This is a genomic window from Pectobacterium wasabiae CFBP 3304 (assembly GCF_001742185.1).
Lineage (GTDB): Bacteria > Pseudomonadota > Gammaproteobacteria > Enterobacterales > Enterobacteriaceae > Pectobacterium > Pectobacterium wasabiae.
The window spans coordinates 282,369-300,707 of record NZ_CP015750.1 but is presented as its reverse complement, the minus strand read 5'-3'; the positions used below and the strand labels follow the sequence as shown (position 1 = coordinate 300,707).

Here is an 18,339-nt window from a genome sequence, read left to right as displayed (position 1 = left end):
GCTTTCGCTATTGACGTACTCTCATGCGTATTGTCAACGGACGAGCCGCATCAGGCTTACATTAAATACCGTAAGTTCATAGATAAACTTAGCGGGGGAGTCATGCAGGCAGGTCTGTGCCAAATGTTGAAGAGGTGAATAATTGTTGCACGGATGCTTACAGATATATGACCTAGGGGGTATTCGCCAGATATGCGGATTATAACAGGTAGGATATTTATAACCGAAAACCACGCAGGTGATTGGAGGTCATACTGACGTGATGTCCTCAAATCTGAGTCTATTTCAGCATCGAGTGACTTGATATCATCCGCAGAGAGGGGGCAAACTCAAAGAAGTGTTTGCTGTCGCTCTTGGATTCGCTTTGTAGTAACAGAATTCGAATCGTCGCTCAGGGCATCAGGTTAGTTCATGAGGCAATTACCCATGCCTAAGTAAGAAGCAGCAGAATAAGCAGATACATCAACCATAGCCCTAAAGTGTACATGGACGCGGTATTTATTATCTGACTTCACGATCTAAGGAATAACAGTGGCAACCATGCACATTATGGGAATTGATCTTGGGACAACCAACAGCGCAGTAAGTCTCTGGCAGAACGGTAAATCTGTTTTGATCCCAAATCAGTGGGGAGATGTACTCACTCCGTCAGTTGTCGGGCTCGATGAACAAGGCAATATTTTGATTGGTCGTCCGGCACATGCCCGCTTGCAAAGTTTTCCACAACTAACGCAAGCAAGCTTTAAACGCTATATGGGAACCGACGTCATACTTTCGTTGGGGACACGACAGTTTCGTGCCGAAGAGTTGTCTGCATTACTGTTGCGCCAGCTAAAACAGGATGCAGAAGCCTGGCTTGGACAGCCGTTGACAAAAGCGATCATAACTGTCCCTGCCTATTTTAATGATGTCCAACGACGTGCTGTCAAAAATGCAGCCCATCTGGCCGGATTAGAGGTCGCGCGCTTGCTCAATGAGCCAACTGCCGCTTCCCTCGCTTTCGGCTTGCTTGAAAACCGCGAACAGAAATATCTCACTTTTGACCTCGGTGGTGGCACTTTCGACGTTTCCGTAATCGATATGTTTGAAGGTGTGGTTGAGGTTCGTGCCAGCAGTGGCGACGTGCAACTGGGCGGGGATGATTTCTCAGAAGCTATCGTACAGTGGATGCTACGCCAGCATCCTGAGCTTAAACAGTCATCACCGGTGCTCAGCGCTGAATTACTGGCGAGGGCGGATGCTATGAAGCAGACGTTAAGCCTCGAAGATAATGCGTCGGCCACCATTGAATGGAATGGCCGCCAATGGCAATGGACGCTGACGGAAACCGCACTGACGGACTGTTGCCAGACGCTGCTGACACGGCTACAGCGTCCCGTTCAACAGGCGTTGCACGATGCACGTTTCTCTCTGCATGACCTCGATCATATCCTGTTGGTCGGCGGTGCGACGCGGATGCGTCTAGTACGCCAGACTGTCGCCCGGCTTTTCGGACGCTTTCCCCGCCATGACCTGAATCCTGACGAAGCGGTAGCGCTGGGGGCTGGCGTGCAGGCGGGAATGATGATGAATGACCGCGCCGTAGAAGACATTATCCTTACCGATGTAATGCCTTTTTCGCTTGGTGTAGAAGTAGCTAAACGTCATGCTGGCCAGATAGAGTCTGGGTTCTTTCTGCCCCTCATTGAACGCAATACCTTTTTGCCGGTAAGTAAAATGGAGACAGTTAACACGGTCGAGAATAACCAGACCATGGTACTGCTGAGAATTTACCAAGGAGAGGGGCGTCGGGTGCAGGATAACGTGTTCCTTGGAGAAATGCGGGTTGAGGTCCCCCCCCGTCCCGCTGGTGAGGTCGAGCTTGATGTGCGCTTTACTTACACACTGGATGGACTGTTAGAAGTGGAGTGCTGCAACAAAGACAGCCCAACGGTATCGCGACTGGTTATCGAAAAAATCCCCGGACAAATGAGCGAAGAGCAAATAGCCGCCAGTCTGCAAAAGCTCATTGATCTCAAGCTGCACCCTAGGGCTCGCCAGGAAAATCAGGTACTACTGGCACGCTGCTCACGCCTGTTCGAACATTTACTCGGCGAGGAGCGCAGGTGGATTGACGAGCTATTGACCGCGTTTGAACAGGCCCTGGAGAGTCAGGATGTTCGCTGTATTGCAACGATGCGTGGGCGGGTAGAGCAATTTCTGCGGCAATATGATGAGGAACTACCCTCGTGAATATCTGGCAAGTTCTCGGGATAGCCCCTACACACGATGAAGCAGAAATACGTCGTGCCTACGCCCAGCAACTCAAAACACATCGCCCTGACAGAGATCCAGAAGGATATCAGCGACTACGCGAAGCCTTTGATTCGGCCAAGCAGCAGGCACGGGGCGGCGCTACTCCAATACTCATTGATACTCCCCCCAATCTCAGTCTCCTACCGTCGAGGCCGCGTTCCCTTGGGCGAAAACGTTCTATACCTCCGAAGAGATGCAGGCGTTGGCACATCAGTTGGTCAACACTGAGATGGTTGGGATCGTAGCGATGAAACGGTTATGGACAAAAATCGCTTCGCAAGGGAGTTTGCTTCAACAGCAGCAATTTCATCAGCATTTAGCTGCGGCGCTCTCTGAAGAGCAAGGGCTCACGGAAGGGCTTCTTGAACGTGTTTCTGGACTACTGACGTGGGGGATAGATGAATATGATTACAGTCATATCATCCCCGGGCCGATACAACACGCTATCCAGCAGCGCTTGCGGGAGACGGAAGTTAATCGTGCCTGGCGACAGATGTCAACCGAGGAAACACATGGTACGCTGCTAACGAAAATGGCGGTTCGGCTACTGAAAAGCGATCGTAAACACGTGCCGTTCTGGATTCGTCTTACGCCAGGGCTTCAGCAGGCGCTCGTTTACCAGGCTCAGCATCTTACGTCTTACTATCCCGAGATTGCTGAACGACTCAATCCCGTGATGCTGGAGTTCCTGCGCCAGACACGCCTGACGCTCAGTTGGCAGGGAATATTTCTGTTAGTGTTCTGGGGAATGGCATTTAAATCGTTACTCCAGCAACCGGATATTCATCACGCTGCCAGCATAACGGCTATCGTCATCGTCGTATTTTATCTGTATCTCAGCGATATTCTCATGATGGGATTTAGTTGCAGGCCCCGATGGCTTAGTTGCTTCCTTTTCATAGAATTTATGTTCTCACTCGCGGTCATTCAGTTGTTTTTCGGCGGGCTTTTTTTTTCCGCCGTGATCACTATTCCTCCCTCCGGACATGGCACAATGGCACTCGTCTCGCTACTGGCTATTCTGGCACTTTTTATTATGTTCTGGGCAGCCTGGCCGAAAGGAGTTCCTTTTATCCGCAAGCCCGGCATTATCATGAGCAGGGTTTTTTCCAGTCCATGGAAAATGATTGAATGGATGGATTTCACTTGGTTTTCAGCTATATGGACGATACTTTATTTCATTATTTGTGTCGGCGTTCTTTCCGAGTTGCTAAAATTATTCAAATGGTGAAACTGGGTTTCTGGTCGTTATCTTTTTTAAAAACTGCTGTATGACCAGATAGCTAGCCGTAATTAATAAATATTTAATCTCCTCCTTAGACGTTAAAAAAACCTTCTCATATAGAGAAGGTCACTTCAGTAGGCTATTTACGATAAAGTTAGCATACTGGCATGTCAGTCTCGGATTAGCAGGGAATACTGATGATCGGTTCGTCTACTGATTTGTGGGACTTTTTTAATAACCATCACTAAATCGGTATCTCATATATATTGAATAACTAAACGGGCGGAAACGTCTGCTTTCTCTCATAGCAGATCTGATGGCCCTTAGTTTGTAAGTAGGTTTATCGCCAACAAGAATCAATAACTCAGGAATAATTACGTGGCATTCGAGATTAGAAAAGAAGACAAAATTATTGGCGTTTCTGAATTAGAGTTTGGTGATCCCCCTATGGGATTTGTGCATGGAGCCCTTAAACCCACGCAGTTTTATTCGCCAGATGTTATTAAAACTGGCTGTAAACTATTTATTAAAGGGACAAATGAAGAAATCGCCAATGAATTCATCGCGATCGAAGATTTTTCAGAAGAGCTGGATGAAACGTTTATTGAGGTAACAATCTCAATAAGTTCCGCTGATGATTATAGAAAATACTTTAAAAATCATTTGGATGTTTATGAAAAACAATTTGGTAATCAGTGAGCGCTATGAGTCTCCATCAAGTGTCTAGCTATTGATTAATGCAGAAGCTGGCCTGTGATAAAAAGATAAATATGCATTAAATCCAGCTTTCGCTCCTTGCTCATACCAGACCTTCAATCCGACTTGATCGGCGGCCTCGTGCCAGGAGCGGAAGTTTTAAATCCCTATTCAGGTTGCAAAATTTAGTGAGCTACTACTGAACGATACCAAATTTTAAGGTTCCCCATCCAGTTGGGCGATGAAGAACTGCCTAGTGCTTTCTTTTTACCTAGTCTACCAAGACTGATTGAAGATCTCTAAATAATCGCCTCATCTTAAGGACATTTTTTTGATTATATGCATATATATCATTGCTAAAAGGAGGTAATTGATGGTGAGTGAAAACCAAATATTTTTCCCCTCTTATCTCCATGAAGCTGACCTTATGACTTACCCCTAATGGCCTAAATGCTGTGGCAGTAGTTACTGGGTCTGTCAGTTCAATTACCTCATTTTCAGTCGGCTTCCAGTCTATAAATCTTTGAAAAATATCGTCCCACTGAGGAAGCATTTTCTTGGTTGTATAGGCATGATCAATGTAGTTATCACCGGTATCTTGCACGAGTTCAGCGAACTTCATTGAACCGGGAATATATAAGTGTGGATGACTACCATTACTATTTGGATACTTCCTTGTTAAATCTTCATTAAGTGAGATTTGCGTTAAGTCGGTTCTGTACCTCTTTCCATTCTCAAGTATGGAACATCCATTTAGCAATAGAATAAAAATCACAATAAAAATATTTCTGAGTGGTCTAATCATAAAATTTCCTTTGCTAGTAAAGTTTTATTCCCTTTGACTATCTTCGATAACACTGACAGATCTAACCAGAATTGGCTATATAGTCAGCGTTCGCGCGACTGCTGTCCAGTCTTTAATATTCACCCCTGAAGCCATCCACCGATATCCAATAACGCTTTTTCTTCTGTTTTGCCAGAACGTGATCCAGTGCTTCACTCACTGTCTGCACTTGTGGCATATAGTTGATGTTTCCTCCGTCTAGGAGTTGTGACCAGTTCCCCGTTAATTAATACACTGTGTATCTTTCATTAGCGGTTAAAGGCATTGTGGATTTCCACTGTTCGCTCATAGCCGACAGTGAAATTTAGCCTCACTCTGTCGTAGGTCAGTGTCCTGTTGAGTAGCGGCTAACTCATCTGATATTTTAGTGTTATCTTCTGATATAAGTTTGGATATCTCTGCTCAATATCATCTCTCTAGTATGAGTCCGATGAAATCAGCCAGCTAAATACACACCGAGTGAAAGCCGGAACAACTCCGGCTAATCATCTGCCAGCCTACTTCCGCTTACCCATCATCACAACCTTCCCCTCATACTCCAGTCCATCAACAAAATCCCCATACCACTGCAACATACCCCTACGTTGTTCCAAATACTGCGCATGGTTATACGTTCCACGAATGGTGTTTTTGTCCACATGAGCAAGCTGCAATTCGATCCAAGCGGTGTTATAGCCTTGTTCGTGAAGAATAGTGCTCATTGTGTGGCGAAAGCCGTGCCCTGTCGCTTTACCGTGATAACCAATCCGTTTCAGTACCTGATTAATACTGGCTTCACTCATCGGTTTGGTGATGTCGTTACGTCCGGGGAAAACCAGATTGTAGCGTCCGGTCACGGCATAGAGCTGTTGCAGTGCATCGATCACTTGATCGGAAAGGGGCACGAGGTGAGGGCGGCGCATTTTCATGCGTTCTTTCGGCACTTCCCAGAGCCCTTTTTCAAAATCAAACTCCTTCCATTCTGCTTGCCGTAATTCGATGGTGCGAACGCCGGTAAGCATCAGGATACGTGTTGCCAATTGTGTGACCTTACTACCCGAATAAGTTGATAACGCACGTAGAAAATCCGGCAGTTCATCAGGCAACAGGTGAGGGTAGTGTGTAGCTTTTGGTGGGGGAAGGGCGCTTGCCAGTTCTGATGCCGGATTATTTTCCGCCCGACCAGTGACGATCGCGTAACGGAATACCTGATTACAGGCTTGGCGGATTTTACGCAACTTGTCGAGTACGCCGCGTTTTTCAAGTTTCCGCAGCAAGGTTAGCATTTCCAGCGGTTTGATCTCAGCAATAGGGCGTTTGCCGATGTCAGGGAAGATGTCATTCTCAAACGCTTCCATCAGGTCTTCAGCGTAACCCTTCGACCAGTTAGGGCGTTTGTATTCATGCCATTCCAATGCGATAGCTTTGAAGGTGTTATCAACGAGCGTTTGGCGCAGTTGTTTGTCCACCTTCTTCTGTTCGCTGGGGTCTGTACCGGTTGCAATCTGGCGTTTGGCTTCATCACGGCGTTGCCGGGCTTCAGACAGGGTAATTTCAGGATATACCCCAAGCGCCAGCGTTTTCTGTTTACCGTCGAAGCGGTATTGCAGACGCCAGTATTTTGAGCCATTAGGATGGACCATCAGATGCATCCCTTCACCATCGGTAAGTTTATAAGCCTTGTCTTCTGGTTTGGCACTTCTGACTTTTACGTCGGTGAGTGGCATAGCAGATCTCCATATTGAGGTGTCGGCATACGCTGGCTGTTGGTATAAGAATTCATTGAACGGGCTTGTACCATCACTTATACCAACAGATCCTACTTGATGTACGTAGATGTCGGTAGAGTCTGGTTGACTGAAATCAGTGGGTTTATATCTAATCCACTGAATTTTAGGCATAAAAAAAGACGTCGCTTGACGTCTGTTTACTTCGAAATGGTACGCCCTACAGGGCTCGAACCTGTGACCTACGGCTTAGAAGGCCGTTGCTCTATCCAACTGAGCTAAGGGCGCATTGCGCAAAGAAGTGGCTGCTGCTTGTTGCAACAGTGGGCTGGATTATACCCACACGTCCCGGTGAGTCAACGGGTTGGCGCCGGATTTACGTTATACGGTGAATCCCTGTACAACTTTGACGAATATTGCTTTTTCTGGTGTGACTTTTTTGCACAATTGCGAGTGCTGTTCACGTGAACCAGGCATAGCAATGAAAGTTTCAGTTTTATTTGCTGGATGTATTCAGTAATTCTTTTCAAGTTATGAACGACCATATTCTACGTCCTGTGCTGTTGGTACACTGTGCTGGCATTCATTGGGCTTTGGATGAGTGTGGGCTGCTTTCACGTGCTGGGGTCGTTGCTTGGCTATGGGTGAATCCGCTATTTCGTCGAACTTTGGAACTTTTTGACTTATGAATATTCTTTCATCCGCATTCTTGCGCATTTGTCTGTTGACGATGTTAACGCTACCTGTTGGATATGCAGCGGCGGCGAGTGCGGGTTCGGATCCTGACCCACAACCCGCGCAGACTGAGACACCAGTAAAAATTAATGTTGATGCTGAATTGGTTAAGCTGCAAAAACAATTAGATAGTATCAAACAGCAGGTTTCAGGCACCAATAACGACAGCAAATTTGGTGCATTGAATGACACAACGCAGGAATTGGTGAATAGCGCCAACGAGCTTTCTAATGCCGTTGCGCCGCTACGTGCTCAAATTCAGGCTCAGTTGGACGTATTAGGGCCCGCGCCAGAGCCTGGCTCCAGTCTTAATGAAACCAGTGAAGTGACGCGTAAGCGCAACAGTCTGAATGCGCAAAAAGCAAAAATGGATGCGCAGATCGAACAAATTCAGGCTCTACGCACCAGTGCGGCTAATTTGTCGGCGCAAATTGTTACTCTGCGCCGTAGCGCGCTGAAAACACAGTTGGCATTGAATTCCGGGAGTATTTTGGGTGGGCGTTTCTGGGCGCCGCTTGTGGCACCGCAGGCCGAGGATGTTCGCCGTCTGAGTACTTTTCAGGATCAATTAAGCGATGCTTTTATGGTGGCTTGGGAGCCGGACTGGCGTTACGGTTCTGCACTTTTGATTCTGATTGCAATGGCTATGAGCTCGGCAGGTCGTCGGTATCTGGAAAAATATCTGGCTTGGGCGGGGATCCACTGGTTACCGGAAGGGCGCTTGCGGCGGAGCTTCTTGGCCACAGCATCGGTTATTTCAACCGTGGTAACGATCGGCATTGCTGCAAATTTAATCGACTTTACGCTCACGCGTCATGGCGAGGCTACAGAACGCGTAGTGTCGTTCCTTGATGCGCTGGTGAGACAGGCAATCTTCTGTTCGATGATTGCTGGGCTGGGGCGAGCATTTCTGTCAAACAAACGCCCTTCGTGGCGTTTACCTGCGATTGCTAATCCAGTCGCAAAGGCCATGAAACCGTTCCCTGTGGTCGCAGCCGGCATTATTCTGATCTTCGGTTTTATTGAACAGGTGACGGCGACAGTAGGGACATCGGTTGCGGCAACCATTATGGTGAACGGCTTATCTGCACTGTTCTTAGCCTTCACCGCAGGGACGATCACGCTGAAAAGCGATCAAATTCGTCGGCAGATGGTACATTCAGGGGAACAACCGGAAGCGCGTTCGACGCTATCTGGCGTTATCCACCTTGCGGTATTGGCGACGTCATTCTCAATACTGGTGTCGTTGGTCATCGGTTATATCTCACTGGCCCGTTTCCTGGCGTTCGAGCTCGTGTGGATCGGCATGGTGTTCTCCTGTCTGTACTTGTTTTCAACGTTTACTACCGATATCTGCGAAAGCCTCTTCTCCCCCCATAATGCCAGTGGCAAGCGGATGAAAAATTCGCTCAATCTGGACGATCGGCATCTGGCTCAAGCTACATTGCTGCTGTCGGCCGGCGGTAAAGTCTTTTTAATTTTGATGGCGGCTGTTGCTTTACTAAACGGTACGTTTGGCACTACTACGCCTCTGGAATTGGTGCAAAAAGCGGTTGAGATTTGGGGAGGGAAAGGGCTGGAAACCTTGAGCATCGTGCCTGCTCATCTGGTTAACGCGGTGCTATTTTTGGTGGTAGGGGTTTATGTTTTACGCTCTTCAAAACGCTGGCTGGAGGACGAGTTTCTTCCTAAAACGACGTTAGAACGTGGGATCCGTGCATCGCTGGTGACGTTGTTTAGCAACATCGGCTATATCCTGATTATTCTGCTGACGTTGGCGACGTTGGGGATTCAATGGAACAAGCTGGCGTGGATTGTCAGTGCGTTGTCGGTGGGGATTGGTTTTGGCTTACAGGAGATAGTGAAGAACTTTATCTCTGGCCTGATTCTGTTGACGGAACGCCCAGTGAAAGTAGGGGATTCGGTCAGTATCAGCGGAGTCGAAGGTGATATCCGCCGGATTAACGTGCGTGCGACGGAAATTCAATTGGGCGACCGTTCGACGGTGATCGTGCCGAACTCCCAATTCATTTCACAGAACGTGCGCAATATTACGATGGGGAACCCGTTTGGGGTTGCGACGCTGGCGCTGACGTTCCCGTTGGATATCGATCCTGAAGAAGTCCGAACCCTGTTGCTGGATGCTTACATCAACCATGATGCGATTCTCGAATCACCAGCACCGTCAGTGAAATTTAGCCAGTTGAATCCGACGGGCATGGTGCTGAGTGTGACAGGCTATGTCAGCAGCCCGAGAATGGTCTCGGAAGCGAAGAGCGACCTGCTGTTTGAGATCATCAAACGGTTACGGGCATCAAATATCCCGCTGGCTGTACCGCAGAAGATGGTGCTGGAAAATTCGGGGTTGGCGCTACCTGATAGCATTTCGGGTGAGGATAAATAATCTACTCTATTTAGCCATCCGTTATCCGGCATTGAACGGGTAACGGATGAACATCAATGCAGTGCTCACCGCGTGTGGATTGCGGCTATTTTCCCTGCTGTTTAATCATATCGAGATAGATTTCACGCAGCCGTTGAGTCATTTGGCCTGGCTTGCCGTCGCCGATCGTATTTCCATCCAGCATCACAACGGGGAGGATGAGCATGGTGGCTGAACTGACAAAAATCTCTTTGGCGTGATACGCCTCTTCTGGCGTAAAACTGCGTTCTTCTAGCGCAATGCCATCCTTTTCTGCCAGTTTGAGCAGCGACTGACGCGTGATACCGTGCAGAATATCGTTGCTAAGCGGTCGAGTCACCACCGTGTTGTCATGCAGGACGATGTAGCAGTTGCAAGAGCTACCTTCGGTAATGAAGCCATCTTCGACAAAGAAGGCATCGTCGGCCTTATTCGCGTGGGCATATTCTTTCGCCAGGCTGGCGGCGAGCAGGCTGACAGTTTTGATATCTCGGCGGTGCCAGCGGATATCCTCGGTGGTGACAACGTGTAGCCCCGTTGTGGCTTTCGGGTTACCGACCAGCGAACGTGCCTGAGTGAATAAAACCAGCGTGGATTTGACGTCCGCAGAAGGGAAATAGAAATCACGATCGCCAGCATTGCCACGGCTAAGCTGTAAATAGATCGCGCCTTCTTGCAGATCGTTTTTATTGATCAGCTCATTGTGAATGTCTTTGAGCGCCTCGGCGGTGACGGGCAGCGTAAGCGATAACTCGCGGCAGGAGCGTTGCAGGCGAGTGATGTGGTCGGGGAAATCAACTAGCTTGCCATCGATTACCGCTGTCACTTCATAAACGGCATCGGCAAACAGGAAACCACGGTCAAACACGGAAATTTTTGCTTCATTCTCTTCTAAATACTGTCCATCAACGTAAACAAGACGTTGCATCACAACACTCCTTAATAGTTGCTCAATGCAGGTTAACGCGCGTTATCCCCACAATAATGCGTTGGGCGGTAATATTTCGCTACCGTTATAGTGCAACCCATTATTGCGATCGCGCTGTAAGAGCAGCGGGCCATCCAAATCGACCACGGTGGCACCCTGCGCTACAACAAATGCGGGTGCCATCGACAGTGATGTGCTCACCATGCAGCCGACCATAATTTTTAAACCTTGCTCCTGCGCGTATTTTCGCAAACGCAGAGCTTCAGTCAGTCCACCGGTTTTATCCAGTTTGATGTTGATCATGTCATAGCGTCCTACCAGCGCGGCTAGCGACTGACTGTCATGACAGGATTCATCGGCACAGACGGGAATGGGGCGAGGCAGATCTACCAGCACATCATCCTTACCCGCCTGGAACGGTTGCTCGATCATCGCTACGCCAAGTGCGGCGAGTTCAGGAACCAGCGCCAGATAACGTTCGGTGTCCCATCCCTCATTGGCGTCAACGATTAGGCGAGCCAATGGCGCGCCTTCGCGAACGGCGGCCACTCTGGCCAGATCGTCGGTGTCCGCCAGTTTTAATTTGAGAAGGGGGCGACTGGCATTTTGCGTCGCCGCCTGTCGCATACGGTCTGGTGTATCAAGCGATAGCGTATAGGCGGTCTCCAACGCGGTAGGCAAAGGAAGACTCAGGCGCTGCCAAATACGCTGCTGATGCTGTTTGCACTCCAGATCCCAGAACGCGCAATCGAGCGCATTACGCGCTGCGCCAGCAGGCAGAATGGCTTGCAAGCTCTCTCGATCTAAACCATTACGAACGTCGCTGCTCAGCGAGGCGAGTTGCGCCATTACGCTATCGAGGGATTCACCGTAGCGTGAATAGGGGACGCACTCGCCATAGCCCGTCACGTTGCCGGACTGAAGCGCCACGACAACGACATCAGCCTGACACTTGCTGCCGCGTGAAATGGTAAATGTGCCTTCTATTGGCCAGCTTTCGGTGAAAAATCGCATCTCGGTCATAGGCTTACTCTTGAATCCCCCCTCTCGAATCAACCATCTAGTGTCCCGAGCTATAAATACCTTATTTAGCAGGCCCGATCGGGCCGTAAAGTGTAATGCTTCTTCCTACGCGTATTCTTCATTTTTCGCAATTTTGGTCAGAAATAAATGCGGTTTACTTCCAGACTGAGAAAATTTATGAACGGGTATCGACAGAGCGAATTATCTGAGATAGCTTGAATAAACTCATCACACTTCAGATCGCATGTGCTTTTGTGGTTAACGAAAGCGGTAGTCAACGAAAACGGGCTTCGTGCGATTCGAAGGATGTTGAGTAGAGTGTCTTTTTACAGGCACTGCGTCGCTCGGACGGTCCGGGCGCTCACGTTAATTTGAGGATGTTATGGCTGATTCACCTTCTCCGCGCCGTTTTACGCGCATCGATCGTCTTCCCCCGTATGTATTTAATATCACTGCTGAATTAAAAATGGCTGCGCGTCGTCGTGGCGAGGATATTATCGATTTCAGCATGGGTAATCCTGACGGCCCGACCCCCCCGCATATCGTGGAAAAACTTTGTACGGTTGCACAGCGCGAAGATACGCATGGTTATTCGACATCCCGAGGCATTCCGCGCTTACGCCGTGCGATCTCTCGCTGGTATGCCGATCGCTATGAGGTTGATATCGATCCTGAAACCGAAGCGATCGTCACGATTGGTTCCAAAGAGGGGCTGGCGCATCTGATGCTGGCAACATTGGATCATGGTGATACGGTGCTGGTGCCGAACCCGAGTTATCCGATTCACATTTATGGTGCAGTGATTGCCGGGGCTCAGGTACGTTCTGTACCGCTAGTGGAAGGCGTCGATTTCTTTAATGAATTAGAGCGTGCGATCCGCGAGAGTATTCCGAAGCCGAAAATGATGATTCTTGGCTTCCCGTCGAACCCGACGGCGCAGTGTGTCGAGCTGGATTTCTTTGAGCGCGTTGTGGAGTTAGCGAAACAGTATGGTGTGTTGGTGATCCATGATTTGGCCTATGCTGACATTGTGTATGACGGCTGGAAGGCACCGTCGATCATGCAGGTTCCCGGCGCAAAAGACATCGCGGTCGAGTTTTTCACGCTGTCAAAAAGCTACAACATGGCGGGCTGGCGCATTGGCTTTATGGTCGGTAACCCTGAGTTGGTAAACGCACTGGCACGGATCAAGAGCTACCACGATTACGGCACGTTTACGCCGTTGCAGGTTGCCGCGATCGCCGCGTTGGAAGGCGATCAACAATGTGTGCGGGATATTGCCGAACAGTATCGCCAGCGTCGTAACGTTTTGGTGCGCGGTCTGCATGAGGCGGGCTGGATGGTTACTGAACCTAAAGCCTCAATGTACGTGTGGGCGAAAATTCCTGATGCTTATGCGCACCTGGGGTCGTTGGAGTTTGCTAAGCGACTGCTGTCGGAGGCGAAGGTTTGCGTCTCGCCTGGTATTGGTTTTGGGGATTATGGCGATACCCATGTTCGGTTTGCCTTAATCGAAAATCAGGATCGTATTCGACAGGCGGTGCGTGGTATTAAGACGATGTTCCGTGCTGACGGTATCTTACCGACCACTAAACCCTTATCAGGAAAGGGCTCTGCTGCCTGATATCCTCGGCTCCCAGTCGCCTGACTGGGAGCAACATAAACATGCCGTGACAGCGGCTTATCATTTGCTAGAATGCCTACCGTTAATCTCAATCAGGATGAGTTTGTCATGTCGTTATCTCTGTCTAAATTTTCTGCGTTAACGCTGCTTTGCGTCACGCTGGCCGGGTGCCAACAAACAGGAACGTCTGCCCACAAAGGAACAGTGGCAGGCCAGTCTTCTGCGGTAACGGTTTCTCCTAACGATCAACTGAACCAGTTGGCGTCACTGGTTGCGGCCACCCGATATCTCAAATCGAAATGTAGCCGCAGCGATCTCCCCGATGATGCGACGATTACCAATGTCGCGTTGGCGGTGGCGAAGCAAAAAGGCTGGAATGTTGCGAGTTATCAGGCTTTGCCGCAGCGCAGTGAAAGCCTGTATCAAGGGTTATTAAAAGACAGCACGCCAAAAGAGACGCAGTGTTTGGAATTTAACCGCACCCTGACGCCGTTTATTGATGCCATGCGCAACCACGGCTAAGGCGCAGCACTTCCACGTTCATTATCGGCGGAACGTTCATTCTCGTTGAATTTTCCGCCCGGCCAGTCCTCTAGCGCTTCCAGAATAAACACTTCGCCCTCTACGCTGAAAATGGTCATATCTTGCTGGATTTGTTCTATGGTTAGCCCTTCAACTGGCGAATCGCCTTCGCGGAATTGCAGGCCGTTGAGTGTGATGCTGCGCTTGGCTTCATCCGACGTATAAACATGTGCGCTGTAGGTCAGCGATGGGATCTCGCCATTGCTGACGGCAGGTAACGGCAACATGGTCTTTTTTTCTGGGGGGGCTGGCGTATTGGCATGTGCTTCCCCTTGGTGAGGTGTAGCCGAGGATGTTGTCGGTGCTTGCTCCTCAACCGCAGGCAAGGTAGCGGCGTGAGCGGCCAGAGTGGTCGGTGCGGAAGTCGTCGGACTCCCCCAGCGCTGATGGCTGAACCAGCCTAGCGCGATAAAAAGCAGAGCATAAACCACCATCAGATAACCGGGCATCGGGTATCTCGCAAGTAGCGCTGGCTGTGGGGGTGTCGGTGCATCCGGTGCGTTATCCACGCGCTAATCCTTAATTATCTATCCTTAGACCGTGTAGCGTCACATCATAAACGAAAGTTGAACAAATGGATGGTGCTATCTGCCTTATTTTGCAAAAAATAGAAAGAGCTAAAAACTGAATCTCTCGGTTATGTGACCGTGCCTCCATTTTGATTAAAAGCTATTACAATAATAATAATCACAGACGGAATCTTGATGCGGGTCGCAAAAAGAACGTGTAAATTTGCTTTCATGAAATTGCGTTTTATTATTGTTGGCATGGTGTTTTTTTTGGTTTTCGATAGTCAGTAACTGTGAAGGGGAATAATTTAATTAACAGCGACGAGTGTTAATTTGCTGTAGTGTTATGTGGTTTTTTTCTACAGAGATTTCGCTGGTTTTTTATTGGCAAGGGAGCGAACAATCTGCCGCTAAACAATGAATATACTTGTCATGCTTCACGTTGCAGCAAGCCGCGTTCAAATCGGCTTCCGGCAGATTTGCCACCTGAATCACTTACCTGAGTAAGCTCGTTGGGACGCCTCCACTTGCCGCTTGTCTGAAGTTCGAATTTTTTAGAGTATAAGCAAAATTTTAAAATATGTAATTAATATTGCAGGGTTTTGTGTGGGTTTATTTTCTCTATATTTTTTTAATGCTGAGGTAAAGGGGAATGCTGGGTCACCATTGAAGGGAATTATCTATTAGCACATTATTTTTATTGAAATAGTTATCTGTAATTCTTCAGCCCAATATCTATCATTCTGCGGTAATGAACCTGCTGTAGGGTGGGGGATATCGGGGCAATAATAGTAAAAATACAGGAAATGTTATGACTTATTTTTTACTTCGTACCCGTCTTACGCTTTGCGCGACATTAGTCCTGAGTGGCCTGATTGCCGGATGCAGCGATAGCGATGCAACGCCGGATGTTGGTGTCGATCGTTCCGCTGCGCCGCAGAATGTTAAAGTGCCGGCGCTGGCCTATGATGATAACAGCGTGGTACTAGCTTGGGAAAAACCGACTAAACCTGCCGCAGGCATTAAAGATTATCGTGTCTATATGAATGGAACCTTGTTGGGCGGAACCATTGATAACCAGAACGTTCATTCACCAGCCAAGCCGTATATCGATAACTTCTATAACTCGATCGATACCGCCAACTGGCACGTCCGCGTCAGCTTCCATAATTTCAAGGTGGCTAACCTGTCGCCTGAAACTGAGTACCGTTTCACTGTGCGCGCGCTTTATGACGACGGCAAAGAATCTGTTGATAGTGAAGCGGTTGTGCAGAAAACGACTGCTACACCAGCCTCACTGAACGTGACTAACTACGGTGCGAAAGGGGACGGGGTAGCAAACGATACGCTGGCGATTCAGAAGGCGATTGATGACTGTACGCCAGCCGCGTATCCGAAAGGCTGTAAAGTCGTGGTTGAAGGTGGCACGTTTAAAACCGGAGCGCTGTTCCTGCATAGCGATATGACGTTTGAAGTTGCGAAAGGTGCTACGTTGCTGGGGTCGGCAAACGGTGACGATTACCCGCTCGCGCGTGGCTACTATCTCTACCCGTACAGTGCACCTAAATTGCCTAAGCGCCCCCCCTCACTGATTAACGTATTGGAAGCGGACGATCAGGGTAGCAGTCATGCAGGCACCTTTAAAAATATTCGTATCGTCGGACAGGGTACGATTGATGGCAATGGCTGGATGCGTGGCATTAAAGCCAGTGATGAAAACATTACTGAAATTGATGAATTAAAGAATGCGTTGCCACTCTATCGTGCGAGCAAAGCGACTAATGTTGGTAGTGACGGCATTCTGGCAAAAGACCAAACGGCAAAAGCCATTTCTGAAGGAATGCTACTGGATGAGGCGTACAAAAACCGACGCTCCAGCCTGATGACGTTGCGCGGTGTGAGCAATATGTATCTGGAAGGGCTGACAATTCTGAATCCTGCATACCACGGTGTGATGGTGTTGGAATCCGAAAATGTGGCGATGAATGCGCTGGTGCACACAACGTATGATGCTAATAATGCGGATGGTATTGAATTCGGAAATAGCCAGAATGTCATGGTATTCAATAACTTTTTTGATACAGGTGATGACAGCGTAAACTTTGCCGCAGGGTATGGTGCCGAAGTAGTGACACTGGGGCAAAAAGCGCAGAGCGGCGCCTGGATCTTCAATAACTACTTCCGTCGCGGGCATGGCGCGGTGGTCACGGGTAGCCATACTGGTGCCTGGATAGAAAAAATTGTTGCTGAAGATAACGTAATGAATAAGACGGATGTTGGCCTACGCATGAAGAGTCGTCCCTATTATGGTGGCGGCTCGCGTGACGTGGTATTCCGTAATAACGCGATGCGTGATATTGTCAAAGAACCGTTCGTGTTCACTATCAAATATAAAGCGGACGTGAACGATACCCAGCCAGCGGCAGAACCTGCACAGTTCCGCGATGTGACCGTTTCCAACGTCACGGTTGATGGTTCAGCGAAGAAAAACAGCATCATGGTCGATGGGATGACCATCGCTGAGATGGCTGATGCGTATAAGTTCTCTTTTGGACGAGATGCTTATCACCAAGGCCTGCATTTTGAGAATGTAAAATTCAAAAATGTAAAAGCCACTGACATCACGTTCCTGAAGAACAGTGAATTTAAGAATGTCGTTTTTGAGAATGTACCGGGAGCCTGGAATTTCGGCCATATTGAAAATATCGGGCTCAAAGACCGTGTAAATAATGATGCCGCGCTGACGACCCGTGATGATGAGACCATCAGTCGGGAAGCCGCAACGGAATAAGGCATTTTCCCCACGTCGTTGGGCGTGGGGAGTATTATGGATGATTACTCTATGGCACGATTGCAAGCGTTCAAAGAACCGTCTTTTAATTCGTTGGTTGCCACTCTTCGGTCACTGCCAACTCCTCTGATTCGACGCATCGTGTTGGGGGTGATTTTGCTGCTGATTTGTCAGCAGTTGGCCGTACTGGCTTGGCGTTTTCTCCTGCCTGAAGACTCACGCGTTGTTGGCGTGTCAGTTACGCCTGCCCAGGCGAAAGAAAAGCCCGCTACGCCGGGCGATTTTACCTTATTCGGCCATGCCCCCGATGCGCCTGTGGTTAATGATGCTGCGTTATCCGGTGATATCCCGCTGACATCGTTAAATATCAGTCTGACTGGGGTGTTGGCGAGCGGAGATGCCAAACGCTCGATTGCCATTATCGCTAAAGATAGTCAGCAATACAGTCGCAACGTCGGCGATGCTATTCCCGGCTATGAAGCCAAAATTGTGACTATCTCTGCCGATCGTGTCGTGCTCCAGTATCAGGGGCGCTATGAGGCGCTGAATTTGTATCAGGAAGAACACGCTGCCGATGCGCTGCCGTCTCCTGATGCTTTTAGTCAGGTGAAGGGCGAGATACAAAAAGATCCCTTTACGGCACAGGATTACCTCACCATTTCCCCCGTCACGGAAGAAGATGTACTGAAAGGATATCAGTTAAACCCCGGCAAAAACCCCGATCTTTTTTACCGCGCAGGCTTGCAGGATAACGATCTCGCTGTGTCATTAAACGGCATGGATTTACGCGATACGGATCAGGCACAGCAGGCGATGGCGCAACTGGCAGGGATGAGCAAATTTAATTTGACCGTCGAGCGTGATGGTCAACAGCAAGATATATATCTGGCACTGGATGGAGACCACTAATTTGTTTAGCAAGGGACAGGGATTTTTTAAGCGTCAGGTTTTTTCGAAAT

General features: G+C 48.8%; 13 protein-coding genes and 1 tRNA gene. 8 read left to right on the top strand and 6 right to left on the bottom strand.

The features are described 5' to 3' along the window. Window positions 1-540: 540 nt before the first annotated feature. The 3 genes from A7983_RS01440 to A7983_RS01430 all read left to right on the top strand — a co-directional run bounded on the left by A7983_RS01440 (window position 541) and on the right by A7983_RS01430 (window position 4,219). Complete coding sequence (locus tag A7983_RS01440) at window positions 541-2,232, top strand: Hsp70 family protein (RefSeq protein ID WP_039478227.1); 1,692 nt, start codon at window positions 541-543, stop codon at window positions 2,230-2,232. A gap of 310 nt (window positions 2,233-2,542) precedes the next feature. Then, window positions 2,543-3,526 carry a J domain-containing protein gene (locus A7983_RS01435; RefSeq protein ID WP_237028202.1) on the top strand — a complete coding sequence of 328 codons (984 nt, stop codon included), beginning with the start codon at window positions 2,543-2,545 and terminating at the stop codon, window positions 3,524-3,526. Window positions 3,527-3,898: 372 nt separating this feature from the next. Then, on the top strand, window positions 3,899-4,219 hold the full coding sequence (locus A7983_RS01430) for a hypothetical protein (RefSeq protein WP_005970003.1): 321 nt from the start codon (window positions 3,899-3,901) through the stop codon (window positions 4,217-4,219). 268 nt (window positions 4,220-4,487) lie between these two features. Here A7983_RS01430 and A7983_RS01425 read toward each other — a convergent pair whose 3' ends face one another. From A7983_RS01425 to A7983_RS01415, 3 genes are all read right to left on the bottom strand, one after another. Beyond that, window positions 4,488-5,021, bottom strand: coding sequence for a hypothetical protein (locus tag A7983_RS01425; RefSeq protein ID WP_005970002.1), 534 nt, complete (start codon window positions 5,019-5,021; stop codon window positions 4,488-4,490). 536 nt (window positions 5,022-5,557) lie between these two features. Beyond that, window positions 5,558-6,766 (bottom strand): tyrosine-type recombinase/integrase, encoded by a 1,209-nt coding sequence (locus A7983_RS01420; RefSeq protein WP_005970000.1) that lies wholly within the window; start codon window positions 6,764-6,766, stop codon window positions 5,558-5,560. Window positions 6,767-6,977: 211 nt separating this feature from the next. After that, window positions 6,978-7,054: transfer RNA gene (locus A7983_RS01415), tRNA-Arg, on the bottom strand. 397 nt (window positions 7,055-7,451) lie between these two features. On the opposite strand from A7983_RS01415, the gene A7983_RS01410 reads away from it, so the two are divergent. Beyond that, window positions 7,452-9,905, top strand: a complete 2,454-nt coding sequence (locus A7983_RS01410; RefSeq protein WP_005969999.1) for a DUF3772 domain-containing protein — start codon at window positions 7,452-7,454, stop codon at window positions 9,903-9,905. An 85-nt stretch (window positions 9,906-9,990) separates the two neighbouring features. Here A7983_RS01410 and A7983_RS01405 read toward each other — a convergent pair whose 3' ends face one another. Both A7983_RS01405 and dgcA read right to left on the bottom strand, forming a co-directional pair. Then, the gene (locus A7983_RS01405; RefSeq protein WP_005969998.1) at window positions 9,991-10,851 is read right to left on the bottom strand and encodes a D-amino-acid transaminase; all 861 of its coding nucleotides are present in this window, start codon (window positions 10,849-10,851) and stop codon (window positions 9,991-9,993) included. 42 nt (window positions 10,852-10,893) lie between these two features. Then, window positions 10,894-11,874 carry an N-acetyl-D-Glu racemase DgcA gene (gene dgcA, locus A7983_RS01400; RefSeq protein ID WP_005969997.1) on the bottom strand — a complete coding sequence of 327 codons (981 nt, stop codon included), beginning with the start codon at window positions 11,872-11,874 and terminating at the stop codon, window positions 10,894-10,896. Window positions 11,875-12,256: 382 nt separating this feature from the next. Here dgcA and alaC point away from each other — a divergent pair, with 382 nt between their 5' ends. Both alaC and gspS read left to right on the top strand, forming a co-directional pair. Then, window positions 12,257-13,498, top strand: coding sequence for an alanine transaminase (alaC, locus tag A7983_RS01395; RefSeq protein WP_005969996.1), 1,242 nt, complete (start codon window positions 12,257-12,259; stop codon window positions 13,496-13,498). Between the two features lie 108 nt (window positions 13,499-13,606). Then, window positions 13,607-14,020, top strand: a complete 414-nt coding sequence (gene gspS / locus A7983_RS01390) for a type II secretion system pilot lipoprotein GspS (protein ID WP_005969994.1) — start codon at window positions 13,607-13,609, stop codon at window positions 14,018-14,020. On the opposite strand, the gene gspB is transcribed toward gspS, so the two are convergent. Further along, window positions 14,017-14,589: a type II secretion system assembly factor GspB gene (gene gspB / locus A7983_RS01385; protein ID WP_005969991.1), complete on the bottom strand. Its 573-nt coding sequence runs from the start codon at window positions 14,587-14,589 to the stop codon at window positions 14,017-14,019. The two genes, gspS and gspB, sit on opposite strands and share 4 nt — an antisense overlap. A gap of 811 nt (window positions 14,590-15,400) precedes the next feature. On the opposite strand from gspB, the gene A7983_RS01380 reads away from it, so the two are divergent. Together A7983_RS01380 and gspC are read left to right on the top strand one after the other, a co-directional pair. After that, the gene (locus A7983_RS01380; RefSeq protein ID WP_005969990.1) at window positions 15,401-17,380 is read left to right on the top strand and encodes a glycosyl hydrolase family 28 protein; all 1,980 of its coding nucleotides are present in this window, start codon (window positions 15,401-15,403) and stop codon (window positions 17,378-17,380) included. A gap of 51 nt (window positions 17,381-17,431) precedes the next feature. Further along, window positions 17,432-18,289 carry a type II secretion system protein GspC gene (gene gspC, locus A7983_RS01375; protein WP_039478224.1) on the top strand — a complete coding sequence of 286 codons (858 nt, stop codon included), beginning with the start codon at window positions 17,432-17,434 and terminating at the stop codon, window positions 18,287-18,289. The last annotated feature ends 50 nt before the right edge of the window (window positions 18,290-18,339 follow it).

Excerpts from the sequence above, each read along its gene's own strand:
- alaC (WP_005969996.1), top strand. The coding sequence starts at position 12,257 with ATGGCTGATTCACCTTCTCCGCGCCGTTTTACGCGCATCGATCGTCTT.
- A7983_RS01405 (WP_005969998.1), bottom strand. The coding sequence starts at position 10,851 with ATGCAACGTCTTGTTTACGTTGATGGACAGTATTTAGAAGAGAATGAA.
- gspS (WP_005969994.1), top strand. The coding sequence starts at position 13,607 with ATGTCGTTATCTCTGTCTAAATTTTCTGCGTTAACGCTGCTTTGCGTC.
- A7983_RS01425 (WP_005970002.1), bottom strand. The coding sequence starts at position 5,021 with ATGATTAGACCACTCAGAAATATTTTTATTGTGATTTTTATTCTATTG.
- A7983_RS01435 (WP_237028202.1), top strand. The coding sequence starts at position 2,543 with ATGAAACGGTTATGGACAAAAATCGCTTCGCAAGGGAGTTTGCTTCAA.
- gspC (WP_039478224.1), top strand. The coding sequence starts at position 17,432 with ATGGCACGATTGCAAGCGTTCAAAGAACCGTCTTTTAATTCGTTGGTT.
- A7983_RS01440 (WP_039478227.1), top strand. The coding sequence starts at position 541 with ATGCACATTATGGGAATTGATCTTGGGACAACCAACAGCGCAGTAAGT.
- dgcA (WP_005969997.1), bottom strand. The coding sequence starts at position 11,874 with ATGACCGAGATGCGATTTTTCACCGAAAGCTGGCCAATAGAAGGCACA.
- A7983_RS01420 (WP_005970000.1), bottom strand. The coding sequence starts at position 6,766 with ATGCCACTCACCGACGTAAAAGTCAGAAGTGCCAAACCAGAAGACAAG.
- A7983_RS01410 (WP_005969999.1), top strand. The coding sequence starts at position 7,452 with ATGAATATTCTTTCATCCGCATTCTTGCGCATTTGTCTGTTGACGATG.
- A7983_RS01380 (WP_005969990.1), top strand. The coding sequence starts at position 15,401 with ATGACTTATTTTTTACTTCGTACCCGTCTTACGCTTTGCGCGACATTA.